This is a genomic window from Nonomuraea sp. NPDC050022, from assembly GCF_044460705.1.
Lineage (GTDB): Bacteria > Actinomycetota > Actinomycetes > Streptosporangiales > Streptosporangiaceae > Nonomuraea.
The window spans coordinates 267,025-288,774 of record NZ_JBITKE010000007.1 but is presented as its reverse complement, the minus strand read 5'-3'; the positions used below and the strand labels follow the sequence as shown (position 1 = coordinate 288,774).

At 69.9% G+C, this 21,750-nt stretch carries 19 protein-coding genes; 11 read left to right on the top strand and 8 right to left on the bottom strand.

Annotation, left to right across the window (positions count from 1 at the left end):
- Positions 1-4: 4 nt before the first annotated feature.
- Positions 5-3,088, bottom strand: coding sequence for a glycosyl hydrolase family 95 catalytic domain-containing protein (locus tag ACIBO2_RS30405; RefSeq protein ID WP_397301213.1), 3,084 nt, complete (start codon positions 3,086-3,088; stop codon positions 5-7).
- Positions 3,089-3,192: 104 nt separating this feature from the next.
- On the bottom strand, positions 3,193-5,619 hold the full coding sequence (locus tag ACIBO2_RS30400) for a PQQ-dependent sugar dehydrogenase (protein WP_358542631.1): 2,427 nt from the start codon (positions 5,617-5,619) through the stop codon (positions 3,193-3,195).
- A 364-nt stretch (positions 5,620-5,983) separates the two neighbouring features.
- On the opposite strand from ACIBO2_RS30400, the gene ACIBO2_RS30395 reads away from it, so the two are divergent.
- Both ACIBO2_RS30395 and ACIBO2_RS30390 read left to right on the top strand, forming a co-directional pair.
- The gene (locus tag ACIBO2_RS30395) at positions 5,984-7,564 is read left to right on the top strand and encodes a glycoside hydrolase family 88 protein (RefSeq protein WP_358542629.1); all 1,581 of its coding nucleotides are present in this window, start codon (positions 5,984-5,986) and stop codon (positions 7,562-7,564) included.
- Between the two features lie 146 nt (positions 7,565-7,710).
- Positions 7,711-8,925, top strand: a complete 1,215-nt coding sequence (locus ACIBO2_RS30390; protein ID WP_397301209.1) for a hypothetical protein — start codon at positions 7,711-7,713, stop codon at positions 8,923-8,925.
- A 125-nt stretch (positions 8,926-9,050) separates the two neighbouring features.
- Here ACIBO2_RS30390 and ACIBO2_RS30385 read toward each other — a convergent pair whose 3' ends face one another.
- Both ACIBO2_RS30385 and ACIBO2_RS30380 read right to left on the bottom strand, forming a co-directional pair.
- Positions 9,051-9,752, bottom strand: coding sequence for a hypothetical protein (locus ACIBO2_RS30385; protein WP_358542623.1), 702 nt, complete (start codon positions 9,750-9,752; stop codon positions 9,051-9,053).
- Between the two features lie 91 nt (positions 9,753-9,843).
- Positions 9,844-10,449 carry a hemerythrin domain-containing protein gene (locus ACIBO2_RS30380; protein WP_358542620.1) on the bottom strand — a complete coding sequence of 202 codons (606 nt, stop codon included), beginning with the start codon at positions 10,447-10,449 and terminating at the stop codon, positions 9,844-9,846.
- A gap of 294 nt (positions 10,450-10,743) precedes the next feature.
- Between ACIBO2_RS30380 and ACIBO2_RS30375 the strand changes: the two genes are divergently transcribed.
- Together ACIBO2_RS30375 and ACIBO2_RS30370 are read left to right on the top strand one after the other, a co-directional pair.
- Positions 10,744-11,187: a cupin domain-containing protein gene (locus ACIBO2_RS30375; protein WP_358542617.1), complete on the top strand. Its 444-nt coding sequence runs from the start codon at positions 10,744-10,746 to the stop codon at positions 11,185-11,187.
- An 11-nt stretch (positions 11,188-11,198) separates the two neighbouring features.
- On the top strand, positions 11,199-11,357 hold the full coding sequence (locus ACIBO2_RS30370; protein WP_397301204.1) for a hypothetical protein: 159 nt from the start codon (positions 11,199-11,201) through the stop codon (positions 11,355-11,357).
- 56 nt (positions 11,358-11,413) lie between these two features.
- Here the strand turns inward: ACIBO2_RS30370 and ACIBO2_RS30365 are convergent, their stop codons facing one another.
- The 3 genes from ACIBO2_RS30365 to ACIBO2_RS30355 form a co-directional block, all read right to left on the bottom strand.
- Positions 11,414-12,007: a hypothetical protein gene (locus tag ACIBO2_RS30365; protein ID WP_358542611.1), complete on the bottom strand. Its 594-nt coding sequence runs from the start codon at positions 12,005-12,007 to the stop codon at positions 11,414-11,416.
- A complete protein-coding gene (locus ACIBO2_RS30360) occupies positions 12,004-12,768 on the bottom strand; it encodes a hypothetical protein (RefSeq protein WP_358542609.1) in 765 nt (254 codons plus the stop codon). The genes ACIBO2_RS30365 and ACIBO2_RS30360 overlap by 4 nt, the downstream gene beginning before the upstream one ends.
- 137 nt (positions 12,769-12,905) lie before the next feature.
- The gene (locus ACIBO2_RS30355; RefSeq protein ID WP_397301201.1) at positions 12,906-13,934 is read right to left on the bottom strand and encodes an alcohol dehydrogenase catalytic domain-containing protein; all 1,029 of its coding nucleotides are present in this window, start codon (positions 13,932-13,934) and stop codon (positions 12,906-12,908) included.
- A 245-nt stretch (positions 13,935-14,179) separates the two neighbouring features.
- On the opposite strand from ACIBO2_RS30355, the gene ACIBO2_RS30350 reads away from it, so the two are divergent.
- Positions 14,180-14,524, top strand: a complete 345-nt coding sequence (locus ACIBO2_RS30350; protein ID WP_357645519.1) for a hypothetical protein — start codon at positions 14,180-14,182, stop codon at positions 14,522-14,524.
- A gap of 48 nt (positions 14,525-14,572) precedes the next feature.
- Here the strand turns inward: ACIBO2_RS30350 and ACIBO2_RS30345 are convergent, their stop codons facing one another.
- Complete coding sequence (locus tag ACIBO2_RS30345) at positions 14,573-15,208, bottom strand: Lrp/AsnC family transcriptional regulator (RefSeq protein ID WP_357953344.1); 636 nt, start codon at positions 15,206-15,208, stop codon at positions 14,573-14,575.
- A 107-nt stretch (positions 15,209-15,315) separates the two neighbouring features.
- On the opposite strand from ACIBO2_RS30345, the gene ACIBO2_RS30340 reads away from it, so the two are divergent.
- Genes ACIBO2_RS30340 through ACIBO2_RS30315 form a run of 6 tightly spaced genes read left to right on the top strand, consistent with a single transcriptional unit; the run spans position 15,316 to position 21,696 of the window.
- Positions 15,316-16,893, top strand: coding sequence for an ABC transporter substrate-binding protein (locus ACIBO2_RS30340; RefSeq protein WP_357953346.1), 1,578 nt, complete (start codon positions 15,316-15,318; stop codon positions 16,891-16,893).
- Positions 16,894-16,895: 2 nt separating this feature from the next.
- Positions 16,896-17,963, top strand: coding sequence for an ABC transporter permease (locus ACIBO2_RS30335; protein ID WP_358542600.1), 1,068 nt, complete (start codon positions 16,896-16,898; stop codon positions 17,961-17,963).
- Positions 17,960-18,835: an ABC transporter permease gene (locus ACIBO2_RS30330; protein WP_358542597.1), complete on the top strand. Its 876-nt coding sequence runs from the start codon at positions 17,960-17,962 to the stop codon at positions 18,833-18,835. The genes ACIBO2_RS30335 and ACIBO2_RS30330 overlap by 4 nt, the downstream gene beginning before the upstream one ends.
- The gene (locus ACIBO2_RS30325; RefSeq protein ID WP_358542594.1) at positions 18,832-19,629 is read left to right on the top strand and encodes an ABC transporter ATP-binding protein; all 798 of its coding nucleotides are present in this window, start codon (positions 18,832-18,834) and stop codon (positions 19,627-19,629) included. The genes ACIBO2_RS30330 and ACIBO2_RS30325 overlap by 4 nt, the downstream gene beginning before the upstream one ends.
- Positions 19,626-20,534: an ABC transporter ATP-binding protein gene (locus ACIBO2_RS30320; protein ID WP_397301195.1), complete on the top strand. Its 909-nt coding sequence runs from the start codon at positions 19,626-19,628 to the stop codon at positions 20,532-20,534. Before ACIBO2_RS30325 ends, ACIBO2_RS30320 begins: the two co-directional genes overlap by 4 nt.
- Before the next feature lie 10 nt (positions 20,535-20,544).
- Positions 20,545-21,696 (top strand): M24 family metallopeptidase, encoded by a 1,152-nt coding sequence (locus ACIBO2_RS30315; protein ID WP_397301192.1) that lies wholly within the window; start codon positions 20,545-20,547, stop codon positions 21,694-21,696.
- Positions 21,697-21,750: the final 54 nt, after the last annotated feature.

Here is a 21,750-nt window from a genome sequence, read left to right as displayed (position 1 = left end):
CTTCCTATCCGATTGTGATCTTGTCGAGGTTGGGGCCCCCGTTGGCCGTCGTGGCGGTCGTCCTGATCGTGTTGGCCCCCGCCGTGAGCTGGACGGTGAGCGTGGCGGTCTGCCAGGTGTCCCAGTTCCCGGTGCCGGCGAAGTCGCGGTTCACGGCCGTGCCGCCGTTGACCGCGATGGCCATCGGCCGGTTGACCGTGGTGCCGTTGGCGTAGCGGATCGTCAGCGTGGCGGGCCCCGCGGCCGCGGCGGTGACGGTGAACTCGACGTACGAACCGGTGACGTTGTCGAGGTTGACGAAGCCGGTGCCGGTGAAGCCGGTGTGGTTGGACTCCACGACGCCCTGGGAGATCGTGGCGTCCTCGGCCTGGTAGTCGGTGCCGCCCCCCGAGGCGGTCGCCACCTCGATGTAGTCGATGTTCGGGTTGCCGTTGGCCGTGGTCGCGGTGGCGCGCAACGTGTTGGCCCCGGCGTTGACCGGCACGGTGAAGGTGTCGGTGGCCCAGGTGTCCCAGGTGCCGGTGCTCGCGTAGTCACGCGTGGCGAACACCGTCGTACCGTTGACGGCGATCGCCGACGGCCGGTTGGTCGTGGTGCCGTTGGCGTACCGGAGCTTGATCGTCGCCGCGCCGGCCGCTGCCGCCTGGATGGCCCACTCGATGAAGGCGCCCGCCGCGTTGTCGCCGTTGACGTAGCCCGTGCCGCTGAAACCGGTGTGGGAGTTCTCGAAGACGCCCTGCGAGATCGTCGCGTCCTCCGCCTCGTAGCGGCCCGGCGGCGGCGGTGTGCTCGCGCCCGGCAGACCCCAGGCGGCGCCCGGCTTGGCGATCGGCACCGGCGCGATGACCAGGTCCGGGACCGCGCCCGCGTAGAGGAGCACCTCACGGTTCTTGGGCAGGGTGATGCCCAGGACGCCGCCGCCCAGGTCCGAGACCGTGGCGGGAGTGCCGTCGTCGAGCACGGCGGTGACCGTGCCGGTCAGGCCGTGGTCGAGCTTGAGCGGCTCACCCGCCAGGCTCCTGACCCGGACGAAGCGGGTCGCGCCCGCCTGCCGTACCGCGGAGACGAGGAAGGCGCCCTGCGTACGGAAGTCGTGCAGCGTGACGTCGGGCCACGAGCCCGGGATCGCGGGGAAGACGCGGACGACGCCGCCCCAGCTCTGGCAGAGCAGGTCGTGGATCGACTGCGAGGCCGACAGCGGCGTCTCGATGACCGGCCCGGCCTCGGTGTAGTGGGTGTTGGCCCGGCACGGATAGGACGTCGAGGGGTCGAAGAACTTCAGCAGGTAGGACAGCGCCGTGTCGCCCCGCCGCATCATGGCGTACATGGAGGCGGCGCCGGTGTAGCTGTAGCCCCGGTGGGCGCCGGTCAGAGCGTGCCACCGGACGATCGACTTCTCGATCAGCGAGCGGTTGCCCGTCTGATCCCAGTTGACCAGGTAGAGGGGATAAATCATCAAAAGGTGGGAGTAGTGGCGGTGGGACTGCGCGTACGGCGTGCTGCCGCCGATCATGTAGCCGTTCGTGTCCGTCGGGTACGACACGAGCGTGCTGAGCACCTGCTGCCACTTGGTCTTCAGCGGGTCGTCGACGCCCAGGCGGGCCGCCGAGTCGAGCAGCGTCTGACAGCCCCACCTGATCAGGGCCAGGTCGTAGTTGGTGTCCTGCGGCGGGACGGTCGGGTACTCGGGCGACAGCGTGCTCGGCAAGTGCAGCTTGCCGTCACTGCCACTGGCCAGGAAGTGCAGGTAGTAGCTGATCGCCCGGCGCAGCAGCGGGAACAACGTGACCCTGAGCAGCGCGTCGTCCATCGTGTGCCGGTAGGACAGCCACACGTTGTGCAGCGCCCAGGTCAGGTCGCCGACCTCGGCGCCGCTGCCGGGCGTACCGACGCTCCGGTTGGCGAACATGTCCGAGCTGCGGCCCACGCCCGAGGAGTCGCTGCGGTACGCGCTGCCCACGTTGGCGGTCAGCTGCGCCCGGTTCTGGTCGAGCGTGCTGGTGACCGAGTCGAGCTCCAGGTGGTTGGAGCCGTGGATGAGCCAGTACTCCAGTTGCACGTTGAGGTTCCACCACACGCCGGGCCACGGGGTGGGCTCCAGCCACGGGCCGGTCGTCGCCATCACCGGCGCGCCCGCGCGGGTGGCGGAGGCCACCTTGTAGAGCTGGATCCAGTGGAAGCTCTGCAGCCGCTGGTCCGGGAAGGACACGAAGCTCTTGCGGTAGAAGGCGTGCCACCAGGTCCGGTGCGCCGCCCGCAACGTGTCGTAGGTGCCCGCGTTCTGGATCCGGCCGAGCGAGGTCGTCTCGGCCGCGGTGTTGGACGGGAAGCTGTGGGCGACCGACAGCAGCAGCAGGTTGCCGCTCTGCCGGTAGGCGGTGGCGGTCTGCCCTCCCCCGGCCAGCCCTTGGAGCACCTGCTTGACGTCGCCGGTGGTCTTGGTGGTGTAGGCCGGGTTGTGCGTGTAGCCGGAGGGCGGGTCCTCCGAAGCCTGCCTGGGACTGTCGGCCACCTCCGGGTGGAAGGTCCACCGGACCTGCTCACCGCCCGTTACCGAGGCGCTGGCCACGAACGTCTCGTCATGGATGAACGCGGTGAACGTGATCTTCCCCGACGAGGTGGTGACGGTGCCGGTCAGTTCGGCGTCCCACAGGCTCAGCCGCCAGTCGACGGCGGTGATGGTGCCGACGGGGTCGAGCGTGAGATGGCCCACGGGCAGCCGGCAGGTGCCGAACCCGCTGCCGAACTCCGGCCGGTGGTCCTGGACCCGCCCGTGCTGGGTGGTGAAGCGGATCTTGTTGGCGTCCGGCTCCTTGTAGACCATGCTGCCGAGCAGGCCGTCGCCCAGGAACGGGCCCTCGTGCCAGAGTGTGGGCAGCTTGGCCCACAGCAGGTCCTGCTCCCGCAGGAACGCGGCCCACTGGGCGTCCGAGGTCATCCGGACGTCGAGCGCCCAGGGCGCCGCCGACGCCTCGGCATGGGCGGGGACGGCGGTAGTGCCGGTCAGCGCGGCCGCGGCCAGGGTGCCGAAGGCGCCGCCCAGCACCACCCGGCGCGTCGGCTTCCTCTCACTGTCGTCAGGTTCCATCACGCGAGGTTCTCCAGTTACTCGGGGGGTGCTTCGGGAGCTGCTCCCGCAGGGGGTGGCAGGCGGCCGCGCCGAAGCGCGGCCGCCTGGTGAGGGAGCGTGCGTCACTGGATGTTGGAGCGCCTGATCACGTCGGCGTCACCGTTGCCGTTGTTGTCGGAGTTGGTGGAGCCGAACCAGATGGCACTGGCGTTCGGCACCTTCTCCACCGCGCGGAGCCGGCCGTAGGTGCTGTTGAAGTAGGAGTTGACCGTCGAGACGTTCTCGCCGTTGAGCACGATCCGCCACAGCCGCTGGCCGCGCAGCGCCGCCATGAACACCGTGTTGTTCACGATGGCGATGCCGCTGGGCGAGGCCTCGGAGACGCTCCACGTGTACTTGGGGTTGGTCATGCCGGTGGTGCTGCAGGTGCCCTCGCAGGTGGGCCAGCCGTAGTTCTTGCCCGGCTGGATCAGGTTGAGCTCGTCCCTGGAGGAGTTGCCCAGCTCCGACTCCCACAGCCGCCCGGCCGAGTCCCACGCCAGGCCCTGCGGGTTGCGGTGGCCGTAGCTGTAGACGCGGGTGCCGAACGGGTTACCGGGAGCGGCCGCGCCCGTCTTGGTGATGCGCAGGATCTTGCCGTTGAGCGAGTCGAGGTCGGGCGCGTTGCTGCTGCTCTGCGCGTCACCGGTGGTGACGTACAGGTAGCCGTCGGGACCGAACCTGATGCGGCCGCCGTTGTGATAGCGGTTCTTGTCGATCATGCCCTGCAGGATCGCGCTGTAGCCGCTGAGCGTGGTGCCGTTGAAGTTCATCTTCGCGACCCGGTTGCCCTCGGAGGCGGTGTGCATGAAGAACACCTCCTGGTCGGTCGTGCCGTTCCAGGTGGGCGAGAAGTCCAGGCCCATCAGGCCGCCCTCGCCGTCGGTGGTCACCACGTTGGGCACGGTGCCGACCTGCGTCTTGGTGCCGGACGGGGTGATCTTGAATACCTTGAACGAGTCCCGCTCGGTGACCAGCGCGTACGAGCCGTCGGGCGCCCAGGAGATGTCCCACGGGATGTCCCAGCCGCCGGCGATCGTGGTCGGCGTCTGCGGCACGGTCCCGCAGCTGCCGGTCGTGAACGACGCGGAGGCCGCGCTCGGAGTGGACAGCTGGTTGGCGCTGTCACGAGCGACGACGTCGAGCGTGTAGGTGTGCGCGCACTCCAGCGGCACGCTGGCGCTGGTCGCGGGCGGCGTGCCGGTGACCGTCTGCAGCACGGTGCCGGTGGCGTGGTCGCGGATCAGGTAGGCGCGGACGCCGTTGTCGTCGGTCGAGGCGGTCCAGGTCGCGGTGGCCGAGGTGGGCTGCACGCCGGTCACGGTGGGCTGGCCGGGCTGCGACGGGGGGTTGTCCGCGGGCGCGGGCAGCGTGCGACAGTTCGCCTCCGGGCTGCTCAGCGACACGTTCCCGGACGCGTCCCGGGCGAACACCGAGATCTGGTACGGGAAGTCGGAATTCAGCCCCGTCACCGTGTACGGCGGCGCGGGCGCGGTGGCGATCTGGGTGCCCTGGTGGAAGATGTCGTAGGCCACGACGCCGACGTTGTCGCTCGACGTCGGCCAGTCCAGCCGGATGCTGTTGTAGGTGATGTCACTGCAGACCGGCTGACCCGGGGCGGTCGGCTTCTCGGTGTCACCTGGGCCGCTGACGCGCAGCCGGTCGAGGTTCGGGCCGCCGTTGGCGGTGGTGCCGGTGGCTCTGATCGTGTTGTTGCCGGCGTTCAGCGTGGCGTTGACGCTGATCTCCTGCCACGTGGTCCACACGCCGGTGCTGGGGAAGGACTGGCTGGCCGCGACGGTCGTACCGTTGACCGTGACGCTCATCGGCCGGTCCACGGTGGTGCCGTTGGCGAAGCGGAAGGTCAGGGTCTGCGGCCCGGCGGTCGCGGCGCTCACCGCGAACTCGACGTAGGAGCCGGCCACGTTGTCGTAGTTCACGAAGCCGGAGCCGGTGTAACCGGCGTGGTTGGACTCGACGACGCCTTGCGAGATCGTGCCGCTCTCCGCCTGGTAGTCGGTGAAGTTCGAGCCCGAGGCGACCTCGGCCTCCAGGTAGTCCCAGTTCGGATTGCCGCCCGCGGTGGTGGCGGTGGCCTTGATCGTGTTGGTGCCGGCGACGACCGGCGCGGTCAGCGTGACCGTCGCCCAGGTGTCCCAGTTCGTGGTGGCGTTGAACGCCCGCGCCGCGGCGACGACGGTGCCGTTGACGGCGATGTCGCTCGGCCGGTTGGCGCTGGTGCCGTTGGCATAGCGGAAGGCCAGCGTGGCGGTGCCCGCGCTGGGCGCGTTGATGGTCCATTCGACCGAGGATCCGGCGACGTTGTCACCGTTGACGAAGCCGGTGCCGGAGTAACCGGTGTGGTTCGACTCCACGACACCTTGCGAGATCGTGGCGCTCTCCGCCTCGTATCGGGTGGGCGCCGCGGCGGCCGGAGGGGCCACGACCGTCAGCGCCCCGGCGAAGAGCGCGAGGACACCGGCGAGGACGCGGTACCTGCGTAAGTTCATTCGATCACTCCTGCGGGGGGTGGTATCTCGGCGAGAGATTGGAGCTTTTCATCGTGTTCCCACAAATAGTCACAACCGTCAACAGATTCTAGATCTTGGAACGATCCAATCTTTAGGAAACTTTCCTAACCCTACTTATGGTCATCCGGAGCAGAGATCGGATGTCCTGACGCCTGGACACGGAGAGAGCCAGGATGTTTGGCTATGCGACAGGCGAAAGGTTGGATCTGTCTCTCGACGCACTCGAAGGCGCGCCAGGCACTTCACCGCACTCAGGACAGCCGAGAGACATCACAGGTCAGAAGATCACAGGTGAGACCTAGGATGTCTTACCTGTGACGCTCACCAGCGTGAGGAGAGTCCCTTGCCCCTCAGAATCCGACATCGAGTGGTGGCCGTGGTGGCCCTCGGTGCCCTGCTGATCCAGCCCGTGCCCGCGGCCGTCGCCGCGGCCACGCTCCACGAAGCCGAGAACGCCACCATCTCGCAAGGCGTCGTGGAATCCAACCACGCCGGGTTCACCGGCACCGGTTTCGTCAACTACGACAACGTGACCGGCTCGTCGGTCGAATGGGCGACCGACTCACCGCAGGCGCGCCAGGTGCGGCTGATCCTGCGGTACGCCAACGGCACCACGGTGGACCGGCCGATGAGCATCTCCCTCAACGGCACGACCATCGCGACCGGCCTGTCCTTCCCCGGCACCGGGGCTTGGACCACCTGGCGGACGGTGACCGTACAGGCCTCGCTGGTCGCCGGCCCGAACACCGTACGGGCCACCGCGACGACCGCGAACGGCGGCCCGAACGTCGACTCGCTCACCGTCGACGACGGCACCACGGGCGGCGGGACCGACTGGTCCAAGGCCGTCGTCGACTCCACGATGGCCCGCTTCACCCCCAGCTCGCTGGGTGGCTGGAGCTACCCGCAGGGCTTATACCTGTGGGGGCAGTATCTCGTCTGGCAGCGCACCGGTGACGCCCGCTACCTGCAGTACATCAAGGACTGGACGGACCGGTTCGTCGACAGTTCGGGCAACATCTCCAACAGTTTCGGCAACCTCGACAGCATGCAGGCGGGTAACGTCCTGCTGGCCCTGTTCAAAGAGACGGGCCAGGCCCGCTACCGCACCGCCGCCACCAAGATCCGGACCCGGCTGAACACCTACCCGCGCACCTCCGACGGCGGCTGGTGGCACTCCACCTCCGACTCGCGGCAGGGCCAGCTCTGGGGCGACGGTGTCTACATGGCCGATCCGTTCCTGGCCCGCTACGGCGCCTGGGTCGCGGGCGACACCTTCACCAGCGCCGAGCCGGCCAAGCAGATCGAGGTCTATCACAGCCATCTGCGCCGCACCTCGGGCACGGCGGCCGGGCTGCTCTACCACGCCTACGACGAGCCCGGTGGCCTGACCGCCTCCTGGGTGAAGCCGTCCCTGGGCAACACGAACGGGATCTCGTGGTGCCGGGCCATGGGCTGGTTCGGCATGGCCACGATCGACATCCTCGACCTCATCCCGGCCGACCACCCGCGCCGGACCGCGTTGATCAACATCATCCGTGACCTGGTGCCCGCCTACGCCCGCTGGCAGGACCCGGCGACCGGACGGTGGTTCCAGGTGGTCACCGAGACGACGAACTCCGCCAACTGGACCGAGACGTCCTGCTCGGCGATGTACACGTACACGATCTCGAAGGCGGTCGAGCGCGGGTACGTGGACGCCTCCTACCGCGCCAACGCCGACCGGGGCTACCAGGGGGTGCTGAACAAGATCTCACTCGGCCAGGACGGGCGGACGAACCTCGTGGACGTCAGCGAGGGCACCAACGCCAGCGACTCGCTCAGCTACTACTTCAACCGGGGGCGGCCGGTGAACGACTTCCACGGGCTGGGCGCCTTCTTGATCATGAACGAGCAGATGATGCGCGTCGGCCCCGGCAGCTGACCCGCACGGCGCTCCTGGGACCGGCGCGCACGCGTCGATCCCAGGAGCCGAGTCGTGATCAAAATGTTCCTGCTACCCGGGGATCATCCCCCATATCCGACTTACGCTACGACGGACGGCGCACGGGGATGGGGATGGGGGATCGCATGGCGACATTGATGACACGGATGGCCGCTGCCTTGAAGGGAGAGGTCCGGGCCGACGAGCTCGAGGCGTACCGGCGGGCAGGCGGGATCGTGTACACCGAGCTGGAGCAGGCCGAAAGCCTCCGGGGCCGGTTGGCCCTGGAGGGGGTGAACCTGTGGCACGGCCCGCAGGGGGCCGCCGGGCAACTGCTGTGCGTGTGGAACGCGTTCGTCCTCCAGGCCATCGGCGAGCACCTGCTGGACGCCGACTACACCGCCGACCCTCGCACCTCCGGATTCGTGCCGCCGGTGACCGCCCGGCAGGTGGGCGCGTGCTTCGCACAGGTCGAAGGGTGGGTATCGCGGGCGCGGCAGGCGGCGGGCAATCCCGGCTACCTGGTGGAGCAGGAATTACTCCTCCCGGCCGACCTGCCGGAGTGGGCCGAGGCCGATCCGTGTCCGCTGCCGCACCTGCACGGCATGCTGGCCGCCTCCCGCGCGATCCGCCAGCACGCCGAGGTCGCGCTCGGCGTCTTCGAGAAGACGGTCGCCGACGCCGACCGGCACATGGACGCCCTGCGGCGGCTCAGGCAGCTCGTCGCCGAGGCCGCGACCGCCGCCGACTACGCCGAGGGACTGCTGGACACCGACCCGAACCCGCGGATGCACGAGGCGATCGAGCAGCGGCTGCAGCGGGCGCTGGAGATCTACTACCACCTCGGCCAGCTGACCGCGATGCCGCAGCTCATCGCCGACTACAAAGGGGCGGACGCGAGACGGGCCGTGCCTCCCGTCGCGACGCCGCCGGTGAACCCCCGCGGTTTCGACCCCTGGTGCCTGACCGACCCGCAGAAGCGCGGCGTTTGGCAGGCGGATCCCCGCGCCCGGCAAGCGATCAAGGAGATGTGGGAGTACGACCCCGACGCGGCCCACACCCTGCGCATCCAGGCCGAGATCGACGCCGCGTTCACCAGTGGCGCCATCACCTACGCCACCGACGCCGGGGGCAAGCCGTACGGCAGCTACTACTGCTGCCCGTGGGCGGCCATCTACCTGGTCCGGCGCCCGATCGTCATCGCTGGCACCCGGCTTCGTACGATGCAGCAGTTCACGTACGAGGTGTCGGCCGAGGACGTACCAAAGGGCGGCCGGTTCAAACGCGAGATCATCGTGTCCAACTTCAGGCCCACGGACGAGGTCGACTACTGCGACCCCGACGGCCTGCACGGAGACTGAGCGAGCTCGCCCAAAGCTCCATCGCCGCTCGCCGGGTGCCTGACCATGCCGGATGATCAGATCCAGCATGGTCAGGCACCCGGCGTGGTGGCTGGTGGCGGTGGCCAGTGGCGTGTGGCCAGTGGCTAGTGGCCCATCACCGGCCTCACCCCGGCGCTCGGGATCGGCAGATGCTCGCGGATGAGCAGCCAGCTCGCGGCCAGCACCCACAGCGCGGTGAGCACTCCGGGCACGAACGCCACCAACGCGCCGCCCGGCGCCAGCGGACCGCCGGTGATCGCGACCGTGAACGCGCCCAGGACGCTGACCACGGCGACGATGATGGCGCACCAGGCCATCCACTGCGGAAATACGTGCGTGCGCATGATGGCGGCGGCCGAGGCCGCGAACGGCACGGCCAGCGCGATTCCCATGATGGCGTCCATCACGGTCAGCGAGATGTACGGCGCCGCGGCGATGGCCAGCAGCGGCCGATGCGTGGTGACCGCGTAGGTCATCCCGGCGAACACGGATATGCCGATGAATCCGGTGGCGGCGAGAACTATGTACCCCGCGAGCACCATCGCGGGCGCGTCACTGGTCTCGTCCGAACGGCGGAAGGCAGTGGCCAGCGCCACGCCGAACCACAGGAACAGCGCGGTCGCGATGGCGTACAGCAGTGCCGCCGCCAGAACCTGGGCCCGGCGCTCGACCAGATACCCCGAGATCGTCATCGCGGATTCCGTGATCTGCGGCGCGTTCCCCATTATCAGGCGCCCGATGATCGCGACCACTATGGCCACGACGCCTGCCACTCCACCCCAGCGGAGCTCATGACTTTCTTTCATCGAAGTCACCTCCCACCTGCCATTATTCGGCGCCCTCGCTGCGCCTGGCAGGGTCAAAGGTCCCAATCTCGCGAGGCGGCCCACGCGCTGATCAGGCCTTACCGCTCTTCTGCAGCGCCCGGGTGAGCTCTTCCTTGGTCATGGACGAGCGGCCGGGGACTTTGGCCTCCTGAGCTCGGTGGTACAGATCCTCCTTGCTCGGTTCCTTGGATCCTCGGCTCTGCTTCCTCGATTTGTTACCGCTCCCCACCGGAAGACCGTGCTGGATCTCCTGTGCCTTGCGTTCGCTGAAGGCTCGGCCGAGCTCCTCCAGGCGCTCGCGGGAAACCGCCTTCTTGAGCGCTGGGAGGATCTCGCTCTCCTCCTCCTGAACGTGGTGCGCGACTGCCAGAACGAGCTCGTCCAGCAGCTTGTCGAACCGCTCCGTGTCGGTGTCGACGTCCAGGAGTTGGAGCAGCATCCGCTCGGCCTGGTGGTGTTCCTCCGCTCCCTCTCGGACCTGGTCCTTCTCACTGGGTACGGCCTTGGCGATCTCCGGGTAGACCAGTTCCTCCTCCCCCCTGGAGTGAGCGACGAATTTGGCGGCCAGTTCGGCTAGCAGGGCCGGACGATCCTCGGTGTCCTTCTTGAGCCGACCGAAAAGCCGCTCCACGTCGCGATGGTCTGACTTGATCATGCTGATGGCGTCCAATGTCATGGCTCCCCCTCTCTGGCGCCCCCGGTACCCGGCAAGGCCGGTCGTACGCGAAGTTGACGGACAACGGACCAGGTGTTTGCGCTTCTTGGACGCTGGCCGCCGAGCTACGCGCGCCATCCGCCGCGCCGGGCTTGCGCCGCGTCGGCTGGCCGGGCCCCCGGCAAATACCAACGTGCCTCTTGAACTGCGCGGATGAGACAGACGCACTGTTCGGAGCGTTGTCACAGATCGGGGCGCTGTCTTGTCTGAGCTGGTGAACGGCCGGATCGAGCCGGCCACTTCCGGGAAGGAATCATGATGAGCACCGATCACGCTCAAGCCCACCACCTGGAGAACCCCGACAAGAGCGGGCCACCGCCGCAGATCGACGTCGTCGGCACCGTACCGGGGGCGCCGGCCGCGCCGGAGGGGGCCGAAGCGATGACGCTCCGGGTCACGCTGCCGCCGAACAGCCCGGGTGCGCCGCCTCACCGGCACTCCGGGCCCGCGTACGGCTACGTGATCAAGGGCGCCGTCAACTTCGAGCTCGAAGGCGAACCTGTGCGGGTTCTCCGGCCTGGTGACGCGTTCTGGGAGCCCGGTGGAGACGTGATCCACTACCAGGACGGCAACCACCTCACCGACGAGGAGTCGCAGTTCGTGGTGACGATGTTCTGCGCGCCTGGACAGCCGATGCTGATCCCGGTCAGCCCGGAAGAGCTGGAAGCTCGGCGAGACCGTCGCGCCCCACAGTCATGACCAAGGTCTCGTTGACTGCCCTCGTTCGCGATCAGCTCACGCTTGCCCGCGAGGCGGACAGCGGCCAGTCCTGGGACGGGATGCCCGGCGATCTGCTGGTCATGCCTGAACGCCGCCCCTGCGTGGAGGCCGTACAGGACTGCGCGTTCCTGTTCACCACCGCACGCTGAAAGCCAAGAAGGCGGAACCGGTTTCGGTTCCGCCTCCGGCGTCGCCAGACGGTCATTTATCGCACGGAGGCGAACGCCACGGCCGTGGTGGACGCGATGGCCGTCGTGAGGACCACCATCAGGAGCACGGTGCCCAGCGGGTTCTTCCGCGGGCGCGGTGGCGGGGCGCGATGGGCGCGTACAAAGGCGACCGGGGGCTTGGGCGTCGGCTTGAGGGTCGGTGTGGGTTTCGGTGTCGGCTTGGCCGGCTTGACGCGGACCGGCTGGGGTGCGATGTGGGGCACCCGCACCCGGTTGGGTGTCGGCCGCTGAGTCGGCTTGGGTTTCGCGGGGCGGGGAGTGATCACCACCCGCACCCTGGGCGTCACCTTCGGGGTGGCCACGGGCTGCGGTTTCGGAGTGACGACGGGGCGCGGCTTCACGATCACCACGGTCGGCGGCTTCACCACGGTCGGCGGCTGCGCCGCCGGCGCCGCGCATTTCCCGATGTGTACGCTCACCAGCGGCACGTCCACACACACGGTCGCCTCGACGCCGACCTTCACCGTCACGTCGCCCGGATCCGGATCGGCCGCGGCGGGAGCGCTCGCGGACAGCGCCAACAGCGTGCCCGCCAGGAGCAGCGGCATGCGCCAGGCCCCCACGGTCACACGCCTCCGGCTATCCGGGCGAACTCCTGCAGCGCGCCCTTGTACGCCTCCGGCCCCACGGCCAGCGGTCCGTCGAAGGCGTGGGAGATGTCCCAGGTGAGGTAGACGCCGAAGCCGAGCATCGCGGCCATCGCCAGCAGCGGCAGGACCGCCAGCCCGGTCGGCCGCGCTCCGGCCAGGAACGGGAACAGGACGACCAGCAGGCCGGTGAGGATCGTCAGGGCCAGCAGCCCGTCGGGCGGCGTCGCGGCGGCGTCGGCGGTGCGCTGGGAACGGGCGGAGGCGATCGCCGCGAGGTGGTCGAGCACCGCGGTCTTGGCCTCCTTCTGGTCGGCGGTCACCTGCAGCGCGGCGACGCGGGCCCGGAGCGCGTCGAGCCGCTCCGTGCCGACGGGATCCATCGAGCCGCGCTGCATGACGGGCCACTCGTCCCGGACGACGAACGTGATGTAGTCGCGCAGCCCGGCGCGCACCACGTCGGGGGCGGTGCCCGGCAGGCCGGACGCCGACCAGTAGGCCTCGACGGCGGCCTGGCTCTCGGTGTGGGTGTTCTGGCTTGCGGAGTCGGCGGTGGTCCACGGCACGATGATCGCGATGGCGAAGACCAGGAGGAACAGGGCGGACAGCATCGCGCCCGCGTGGCCGGCCGACGGTCCGCCGGCGTCGTTGTCGTCGCTGCCCTTCTTCGTGAGCCTGAACAGGGTGGCCGCCAGCGCCACCACACCCACCGCGGCCACGGCCGCGATTACGTATTGCAGCATAAGGATCTCCCCAATCCCCACCGAACACCGAGCGTGACATTACTATCACAGACCGCATGACTACTCAGGGGATAGATTGCGGTACGGTACGTAACCGATCGGTAACGGTCGGGCGGAGTTTCCGCTGCGATGGTCGATCAGTTCCCGGTGGTCAGGACCATGCGGAAGCGGGCCTGGCCGGAGAGCATTTTCTGGAACGCCGCCCGGGCCTCCTCCAGCGAGACCTCCTCGGTCCACGCCCGGACACCGCTCTGGGCGGCGAACCTCATGGTGTCCTGGATGTCGACGGCGTTGCCGGAAGCGTGCCCGTACACCCGCCTGGCCGCCGCCACCAGCTGCAGGGGCGTGACCCGCAGCGGTTCCATGTCGACGCCGACGACGATGAGCTCACCGCGGGGCCCCAGGCCGTCGATGGTCGCGGACATCGCCTCGGCGTTGGTCACCGTGGCCAGCACCACCTTCGCTCCTCCGCACGCCCGCAGCGCGTCGGCCACCGGCGCGGTGGCGCTGTCGACGTAGTGGGCGGCGCCGAGCTTGTGCGCCAGCGGCGCCTTGTCGGGACCGCGGGCCAGCGCGATGGTGTTGAAGCCCATCTTCGCGGCGAACTGGACGCCCAGGTGCCCCAGACCGCCCACACCGAGGATCGCGACGGTGTCGCCCGGACGCGCCGAGCTGTGGCGCAGCGCGTTGTACACGGTCACGCCGGCACAGGCCAGGGGCCCGGCCTCCACCGCCGTCAGCTCGTCCGGGATCGCGGCCAGGGCGACGGCCGGCACCACGACGGAGTCGGCGAACCCGCCCGCGTACGCGGCACCCGGCACCTGCAGCTCGGGGCACAGGATGCCGTCTCCCTGCCTGCAGGCGTCGCAGTGGCCGCAGCTGCCTCCGTACCAGCCGACCGCCACCCGATCACCGACGGACCAGCCGGTGACGTGGTCGCCGACCGCGTCGACGCGTCCCGCGATCTCGTGCCCCGCTGTGACGGGGAACGTGGTGCCCGGGATGTGGCCGGAGGTGATCAACGCGTCGGAGTGGCACACCCCGCACGCCTCGACGGTGATCCGCACCTGGCCCGGGCCCGGCTCCCGGGTGTCCGCCCGGACGAGGGACAGGTCCCCGCCAGGCTCGCCGACCTGCATGGAACGGTGTGTGGCCGAAGAAGACATGGCGTCTCCTTTTCGTCTCATGGAACGCGGCGACCTTCGGCGCGGCCGTCACAAGTCCATCGTTCCACCAGACGCTTTGACCATTTGTCCGACCCCTGGTAAACCTCGGCCGGCAGAGTCGGATTCCTGACAAGGCCCGCTTCGCGGGCCCGGCGGCTGGACGGATCGCCGAGGAGATCTCGGCGTTCGGCGAGAAACGTCCAGCCTGACGCTCCGTGTCAGGAAACATCGGGAGCATGGGCGGCGTGAACCTTCTCAACGGCCGCAGATTCGTGATGGTGAGTTCGACGGCGAGCGTGGTGGACCAGGAGCGGCCCACCGCGTTCGACTACTGGGAGGCCGACGGGGTGGTGTGGGGCAGCTACACGGGTGACACCGTCACCCACGGCCGTTTCGTCGGCACCAGGGACGGCGACCTGGTCTCCATCGCCTACGCGCACGCGCTCAAGGCCGGGGGCAAGGCTGGCGGCCAGAGCAACAGCCGCATCGAGACCGAGGCCGACGGACGGCTGCGCCTGGTGGAGGAGTTCCAGTTCGAGGGCGACGACACCCGGCACGTCAGCGTGTGCACCGAGGTCGTCACCGGCTGATCCTCCGGCCCCTCAGCACCGGCTGACCTGACCATCCTTCCGCCTGACCTACCCGTCCTTGCGCAGGGCGGCCCTTCCCTCCGCGGCGCCGACGAAGCGCATCTTGCCGAGCGGCACGTCGCCGGGGGCCTCCTGGGCCGCCCGCCGTGCGGGACGGGCCTTGTCACGGTCGCTGGGCAGCACGTACGGCCGCCTGAGCACCTCGTCCAGGATGAAGACCGTCTCGGTCGCCTTCACGGCCGGGATGTTGGCCAGCCGATCGGTCACCATGGCGTGGACCTCGGCCACGTCCGACATCCGTACCTGGATCATCGCGTCGTGCTGGCCGGTGGTGATCGCGCAGTACTCGACCTCGGGCATCCTGGCCAGCTCGGCCCTGAACTGCTTCCACATCTGCTGCCGGACGGTCACGAAGATCAGCGCGGTGATGCCGAGCCCCGTCCTGACGTGGTCGATCTCGGCGGTGAACCGCTTGATCGCGCCGTCGGCGCGCAGCGCCTCGAAGCGGGTGTAGGCGTTGGCCCGGGAGATACCCACCCGCTCGGCCAGTGACGAGACCGAGATCCTGCCGTTCTCCCGCAGGACCTCGAGGATCTTCAGGTGGACGGCGTCGAGCTCCAGGCCGATGCCGATCCGTCCAGGCTGACCGCTACCGCTGGCACCATTCCTGGAAATTTCACTCATAGTTACCCCCAGCCCATTTATATACGTCTCAGCGACCGCACAGTGCCTGGACGTTCTGCCCGACAATCCTCGACATCTTTCGGCCAACCGTCCAACTGGAGGACTCAATGGCGACCCGCTCGCAGACGGCGGCTGTGCTGCTCGCCGGTGCACTCGCCCTCGCCGCCTGCGGAAGCGGCGGTTCCCAGACCCCCGCCGCCCAGAGCGGCGGCGGCAAGACCCTGGTGATCGACACGTCCTTCGACCTCAAGACGGCCGACCCCGGGCGCACGTACGAGCCGACCGGCCTGACCGTCGAGAAGGCGATCTACGAGACGCTCCTCACCTTCGACGGCGCCGACGTGACCAAGCCGGTGCCGGCGCTGGCCGAGTCGTACGAGCTGTCCAAGGACGGCAAGGTGCTCACGCTCAAGCTCAAGCAGGGCGCGACGTTCGCCGACGGCTCCCCCGTCACCGCGGACGACGTGGTGTTCTCCCTGAACCGGGTGCGGGACATGAAGGGGACCCCGTCGTTCCTGCTCGACGGTGTCGAGGTGGCCAAGGAGGGCGACTCGACGATCACGCTGACCTCCAAGGCGGCCAACCCGGCGCTGCCGTTCATCCTGCCGAACCCGGCGCTCGGCATCATCAACAGCAAGCTCGCCAAGCAGCACGGCGCGACCGCGGACGCGCAGGACAAGGCCGAGCAGTACCTGAACGCCTCCTCCGCCGGCTCGGGCCCGTACACGATCGAGTCGTTCAACGTGAGCAGCCAGGTCGTGCTGAAGGCGAACCCGAAGTACTACGGCACCAAGCCCGCCTACGACAAGGTCGTCATCCGCAACGTCGAGTCCGCCACGCAGAAGCTGAACGTCCAGCGCGGCGACAGCCAGGTGGCGCTCAACCTGTCGGGCGACCAGGTGACCGGCATGCCGGCGACCCTGCAGGTCAAGAAGACCGCCTCGGCCAACGTGATCTTCCTGCTGGCCAACCAGGACGACAAGGTCAGCAAGACGACGCCGAACGCCAAGTTCGTCGAGGCCGTGCGCAAGGGCGTCGACTATGCGGGCCTGCTCGAACTGGCCGGTGAGGGCTCCACGCAGGCGCCCGGCGTCATCCCGTCGCAGCTGCTGGGCGCGCTGCCCGCCGACCAGGCGGCCAAGCGCGACGTCGAGGGCGCCAAGGCGGCCCTGGCCGCCAGCGGCGTGGCCAACCCCACGGTGAAGCTGGAGTACCCGAGCGAGCTGACCGTGAACGGCCTGTCGTTCCAGCCGCTGGCCGAGCGGATCCAGGCCAACCTCAAGGAGGTCGGCATCACGGTGGACCTGCAGCCCGCGCCGGTCACCACCGCGCTGGACAACTACCGCAACGGCAAGGAGGAGATGGGCCTGTGGTACTGGGGCCCTGACTACCCGGACCCCAGCGACTACCTGGCCTTCCTGCCGGGCAAGACGGTGGGCCTGCGGGCGGGCTGGAAGGCCGGCGCGGCCAAGGAGATCGAGGCCGCGGGTGAGAAGGCCGCGGTCGCGATCGGCGACGATGCGCGCAAGCAGGCGTACGCCGACGTGCAGACGAAGCTGAACGCCTCGGGCCCGTTCATCCCGCTGATCCAGCCGAGCCAGAACATCGTGACGGCCGCCTCGGTGACCGGCCTGGAGTATCACCCGGTCTGGACCGTCGACGTCGCCGACCTCGGCGCGAAGTAGGCATGCCCGCCACCCCCGCCCCGCCCCGCCCGTCCAGGCGGCGCGGGGCGCATCCCCTCGCCCGGTTCCTGATCCGGCGGATCCTCATGGCGCTCCTGCTGGCCTGGGGCATCACGCTGGTGACGTTCGTGCTGACGAATCTGGTGCCCGGCGACCCCGTGGCCGCGAACCTGGGCCAGCGGGCCCTGGGCGACCCGGCCATCGTGGCGCAGTGGCGCACCGAGCATGGCCTGGACAAGCCGCTGTGGGAGCAGTACCTGCTGCACCTGCAGGGCGTCGTCCACGGCGACCTCGGCACCAGCCAGCAGAGTCACCGGCCGGTGAGCCAGGACCTGGCCGAGTTCGTCCCGGCGACGCTGGAGCTGGCCGGGGCGGCGATCCTGGTCTCCCTCGTGCTCGGCGTGGCGTTCGGTGTGATCGCCGCGCTGCGCAGGGACCGGCTGTCGGACCACGCGCTGCGGGTGCTGAGCCTGATCGGCATCTCGGTGCCGACATTCTGGCTGGCGCTGGTGGCCTTCTACGTGTTCTTCTACCGGCTGCAGATCACCCCGGGCAGCGGCAGGGTCGACGCGGCGCTGGGCACCGCCCCGGCCGTCACCGGCCTGCAGACGGTGGACGCGCTGCTCGCCGGCCGGTGGGACATCTTCGGCTCGGCCGTCGGCCACCTGATCACGCCCGCCCTCGTGCTGGCCCTGTACACGATCGGGCTGCTGACCCGCTTCACCCGCTCGGCCGTGCTGGAGGTGCTCGGCCAGGATTACGTGCGGGCCGCCCGCGCCAAGGGCCTGCCTGGCCGGACGATCCTGTTCCGGTACGTGCTGCGCTCGGCGCTGGTGCCGATCATCACCGTCGCGGGCCTGGCGTTCGGCAGCCTGCTGTCCGGCACGGTACTGGTCGAGGCGATCTTCGCCTGGCCGGGCGTCGGCCAGTACGCCTACAAGAGCGCCACCACCCTCGACCTGCCCGCCGTCATGGGCGTCGGGCTGGTGGTCGGCGTCGTCTACCTCGTCATCAACCTGATCGTGGACGTGCTGTACGGCGTCATCGATCCCCGAGTGAGGCTTCAGTGAATCGGGATCCCCTGGCCCGCAAGGGCCTGACCGGGCGGCTCCCCCATGCCTGGCGGCAACCGCTGGCCATCGTCGGCGGCGTGATCGCGATCGCCTGGCTCGTGATCGCGCTGGCCGCGCCGGTGCTCGCGCCGCACGACCCGCTGGCCCAGGACCTGCCGCGCCTGGCAGCCCCCGGACCAGGCCATTGGTTCGGTACGGACCAGCTCGGCCGGGACATCCTCAGCCGGGTCATGCACGGCGCGCGGGTGTCCATCCCGCTGACGCTGATGCTGGTGGCGCTGTCGGTCCTGATCGGCGGCCTGCTCGGCGCCTGCGCCGGATATTTCGGCCGATGGGTGGATGAGACGATCATGCGGGTGGCGGACCTGGTGTTCGCGTTCCCGACGGTCATCCTGGCCATGGTGGTGGCCGCGGCGCTCGGGGCCAGCCTGACCAACGCGGTGCTGGCCGTACTCGTCGTGGCCTGGCCCGCCTACGCCCGCGTGACGCGCGGGCTGGTGCTGGGCGTGCGGGAGCGGGAGTTCGTACTGAGCGGGCGGCTGCTGGGCTTCTCGGCCTGGCGCTCGCTGCGAGTGGACGTGCTGCCGAACGTGACGGGCCCGGTGCTCGTCCTGGCCACGCTCGACATCGGCACCGCGCTGCTGCTGCTGTCCGGATTGTCGTTCCTCGGCCTCGGGGCCAAGCCGCCGTCTCCGGAGTGGGGCGCGATGGTGGCCTCCGGCGTGGAGGTCTTCGACAGCTGGTGGGTGGCGACCTTCCCCGGCCTGGCGATCCTGACCGTGGTGCTGGCCTTCAACTTCCTCGGCGACACGCTGCGGGACGCCCTCGACCCCCGTACGGCCCGCGCCATCAAGGAGCGTGCGCTGTGACCCTGGACATCACCGACCTGAAGGTCACCATCGGCGGCAAGGAGATCCTGCGCGGCGTGGACCTGTCGCTCCAGGAGGGCAGGGTGCACGGGCTGGCGGGCGAAAGCGGGTCCGGCAAGACGATGACCGGCCTGGCCGTACTCGGGCTGCTGCCGCACGGCTCGCGGACCACCGGCAGCATCGCGCTCGGCGACCGCGAACTGCTCACGCTGCCGCCGAAGGAGCTGAACCGGGTACGCGGCGGCGAAGTGGCCATGGTCTTCCAGGACCCGGCCACGAGCCTGCACCCGATGCTCACGATCGGCAAGCAGCTCACCGAGCACATGCGCCACCACCTCGGCGTCGACAAGCGGGAGGCCCGGCGGCGGGCCGTCGAACTGCTCGGCAAGGTACGCATCCCCGGCGCCGAGGAGGCGTACGGGCGCTTCCCGCACCAGTTCTCGGGCGGCATGCGGCAGCGCGTCGCGATCGCCATCGCGCTGGCCTGCTCCCCCAAGGTGCTGATCGCCGACGAGCCGACGACCGCGCTGGACGTGACCGTGCAGGCGGGGGTCCTGCGGCTGCTGCGGGGGCTCTGCGACGAGCTGGGGCTGGCCGTGCTGCTCGTCACCCACGACCTGGGCGTCATGTCGGCGGTGGCGGACGAGGTGAGCGTGATGAAGGACGGCCTGGTGGTGGAGACGGGGCCGCGCGGCCAGGTGCTGCGCGAACCTGCCCACCCGTACACCCGCTCCCTGCTCGACTCGCTACCCGACGCCGGGTCCGACCCCGCTCCCCGTTCGGAGGATTCATGACCCTGCTGGCGATCGACGACCTGGTCGTCGAGCACCGCTCGCCCGGGCGCCCGATCGTCAGGGCGGTCGCCGGGGCGAGCCTGTCCGTCGGGCCCGGCGAGGTCGTCGGCCTGGTCGGCGAGTCCGGCTGCGGCAAGTCGACGCTGGCCCGCGCCGTCTGCGGGCTGAACCCCGTCACCGAGGGCTCGATCACGTTCGACGGGCAGCCGGTCACGCCGCTCGGGCTGCGGCGGCGCAAGCTGACGGGCATCCAGATGGTGTTCCAGGACCCGTACGCGTCGCTGAACCCGCGCCGCCGCGTGGGCGACCAGATCGCCGACGGACTCCGTACCTCCGGCGACACCGCCACCGCGCCCGCCGACCTGCTGGAACGCGTCGGGCTACCGCGCGACTTCGTCAGCCGACACCCGCACGAGTTCTCGGGCGGCCAGCGGCAGCGCATCGCGATCGCCAGGGCGCTGGCGGCCCGGCCCCGGCTGCTGATCGGCGACGAGCCCATCTCGGCGCTGGACGCCTCGGCCCAGTCGCAGGTCGCCACCCTGATGCGCGACCTGGCCGTGGACTCGGGGGCGGGGCTGCTGTTCATCAGCCACGACCTGTCGGTGGTGCAGCTGATCGCCGACCGGATCGCGGTCATGTACCTCGGCCGGATCGTCGAGGTCGGGAACACGGCCGAGGTGTGGGCCAACCCCCGGCACCCGTACACGCAGGCGCTCCTGCGCGCGATTCCCAAGCCCGACGGGATGGGCGTGCTGCCCGCCGAACTGCCCGGCGACGTGCCTGACCCGGCCGACCCGCCGGCGGGGTGCCGGTTCAATCCGCGCTGCCCGCAGGTCATGGACGTGTGCCGGGACAAGGAGCCCGATTTCGGACCGGTCGCCTGCTGGCTCCACGAGCCCAAGTGACGGACCCGACGTGACGGACCCCGACGTAACGGAACCCACCCAGGGACCGGTCCTGGAACCCACCACGGATCCAACCCAGGAGCCGGTCCTGGAACCCACCCCGGAACCGACCCTGAAACCCACCACGGACCCTGCCCTGGAGCCCACCACGGATCCCATCGCAGTTCCCATCCTGGAGCAGCCCAGCCCGGAGTCCATCCTGACGGCCGTGCGGGGGGCGATGGCCGAGGCAGAGGTCGACGCCCTGGTGTTACGGCCATCGCCCGACTTCAGGTTCCTGGGCGGGCAGGGCGACGGGTTTCTCGTCGTCACCCTGGACACGGCCGCCGAGACCGCCGACCCGGTCCCGCTCGTACCCCGGGCCGCGCGGCGCGTCGGTGTAGACCCGGAGATGCGGGTCCGTGAGCTGTTCGGCCTCGCGATCGAGGCCGAGCTGGTGCCCGCCACGGCCGTGCTGGCGCCGCTGCGGCTGCGCAAGCGGCCGCACGAGATCGAGGCGGTCCAGCGCGCCGTCGTGGCCGCGGAATCGGTGCTCGGCCAGGCCCGCGAGCTGTCCTGGTTCGGCGCCACCGAGCGCGCGATGGCGGCCCGGCTGCGGTTACTGCTGCTGGAGACCGGCTGCGAGGAGGTCCTGTCGCTGCGGGTCGCCGCGGGCGAGCACACCGCGCGCCCCGCGCACCTCCCCGGCGGCCGGGTGATCAACCCCGGCGACGCACTGCTGGTGTCGCTCTGCGGCCGGTGGGACGGCTACTGCGCGGAGGTGGCACGGGTGTTCGCCGTCGCCGAGCCGCCGGAGGACTTCGAGGCCATGTACTCGGTCGTACTCGCCGCACGGGCCGCCGCCCTCCACTCGGCGGCCCGGCCGTCGGCCGACGCCGAGAGCGTGGCCAAGGCGGTCGGGGACGTGATCGACGGCAGCGGGTACGGCCGTTACGCCGCCGCCCACTTCGGCCGGGGCGTCGGGCTGGGCCACGACGAGGGCCCGCGCGTACAGCCCGGCGACGGCACGCCACTGGAACCGGGGATGACCCTGTGCCTGGAGCCCGCGATCTACGTGCCGGACCTGTTCGGCGCCCGGGTGGCCGACGTGGTCGCCATCACGGCGTCGGGCCCGACCCCCCTCGGCTCGGCCCACCACACCCTGCAGGTCCTCGACCACTGACGCCGCACCCCGCACGATGCCTCTCCGGGGCCAGGGCCGCCCCCGCGGCCCCGG

Bases quoted from the DNA above. Each gene is read 5' to 3' on its own strand.
- ACIBO2_RS30385 (WP_358542623.1), bottom strand. From the start codon at position 9,752: ATGAAAGAAAGTCATGAGCTCCGCTGGGGTGGAGTGGCAGGCGTCGTG.
- ACIBO2_RS30360 (WP_358542609.1), bottom strand. From the start codon at position 12,768: ATGCTGCAATACGTAATCGCGGCCGTGGCCGCGGTGGGTGTGGTGGCG.
- ACIBO2_RS30375 (WP_358542617.1), top strand. From the start codon at position 10,744: ATGATGAGCACCGATCACGCTCAAGCCCACCACCTGGAGAACCCCGAC.
- ACIBO2_RS30355 (WP_397301201.1), bottom strand. From the start codon at position 13,934: ATGTCTTCTTCGGCCACACACCGTTCCATGCAGGTCGGCGAGCCTGGC.
- ACIBO2_RS30320 (WP_397301195.1), top strand. From the start codon at position 19,626: ATGACCCTGCTGGCGATCGACGACCTGGTCGTCGAGCACCGCTCGCCC.
- ACIBO2_RS30405 (WP_397301213.1), bottom strand. From the start codon at position 3,088: ATGGAACCTGACGACAGTGAGAGGAAGCCGACGCGCCGGGTGGTGCTG.
- ACIBO2_RS30345 (WP_357953344.1), bottom strand. From the start codon at position 15,208: ATGAGTGAAATTTCCAGGAATGGTGCCAGCGGTAGCGGTCAGCCTGGA.
- ACIBO2_RS30335 (WP_358542600.1), top strand. From the start codon at position 16,896: ATGCCCGCCACCCCCGCCCCGCCCCGCCCGTCCAGGCGGCGCGGGGCG.
- ACIBO2_RS30380 (WP_358542620.1), bottom strand. From the start codon at position 10,449: ATGACATTGGACGCCATCAGCATGATCAAGTCAGACCATCGCGACGTG.
- ACIBO2_RS30390 (WP_397301209.1), top strand. From the start codon at position 7,711: ATGGCGACATTGATGACACGGATGGCCGCTGCCTTGAAGGGAGAGGTC.
- ACIBO2_RS30400 (WP_358542631.1), bottom strand. From the start codon at position 5,619: ATGAACTTACGCAGGTACCGCGTCCTCGCCGGTGTCCTCGCGCTCTTC.
- ACIBO2_RS30340 (WP_357953346.1), top strand. From the start codon at position 15,316: ATGGCGACCCGCTCGCAGACGGCGGCTGTGCTGCTCGCCGGTGCACTC.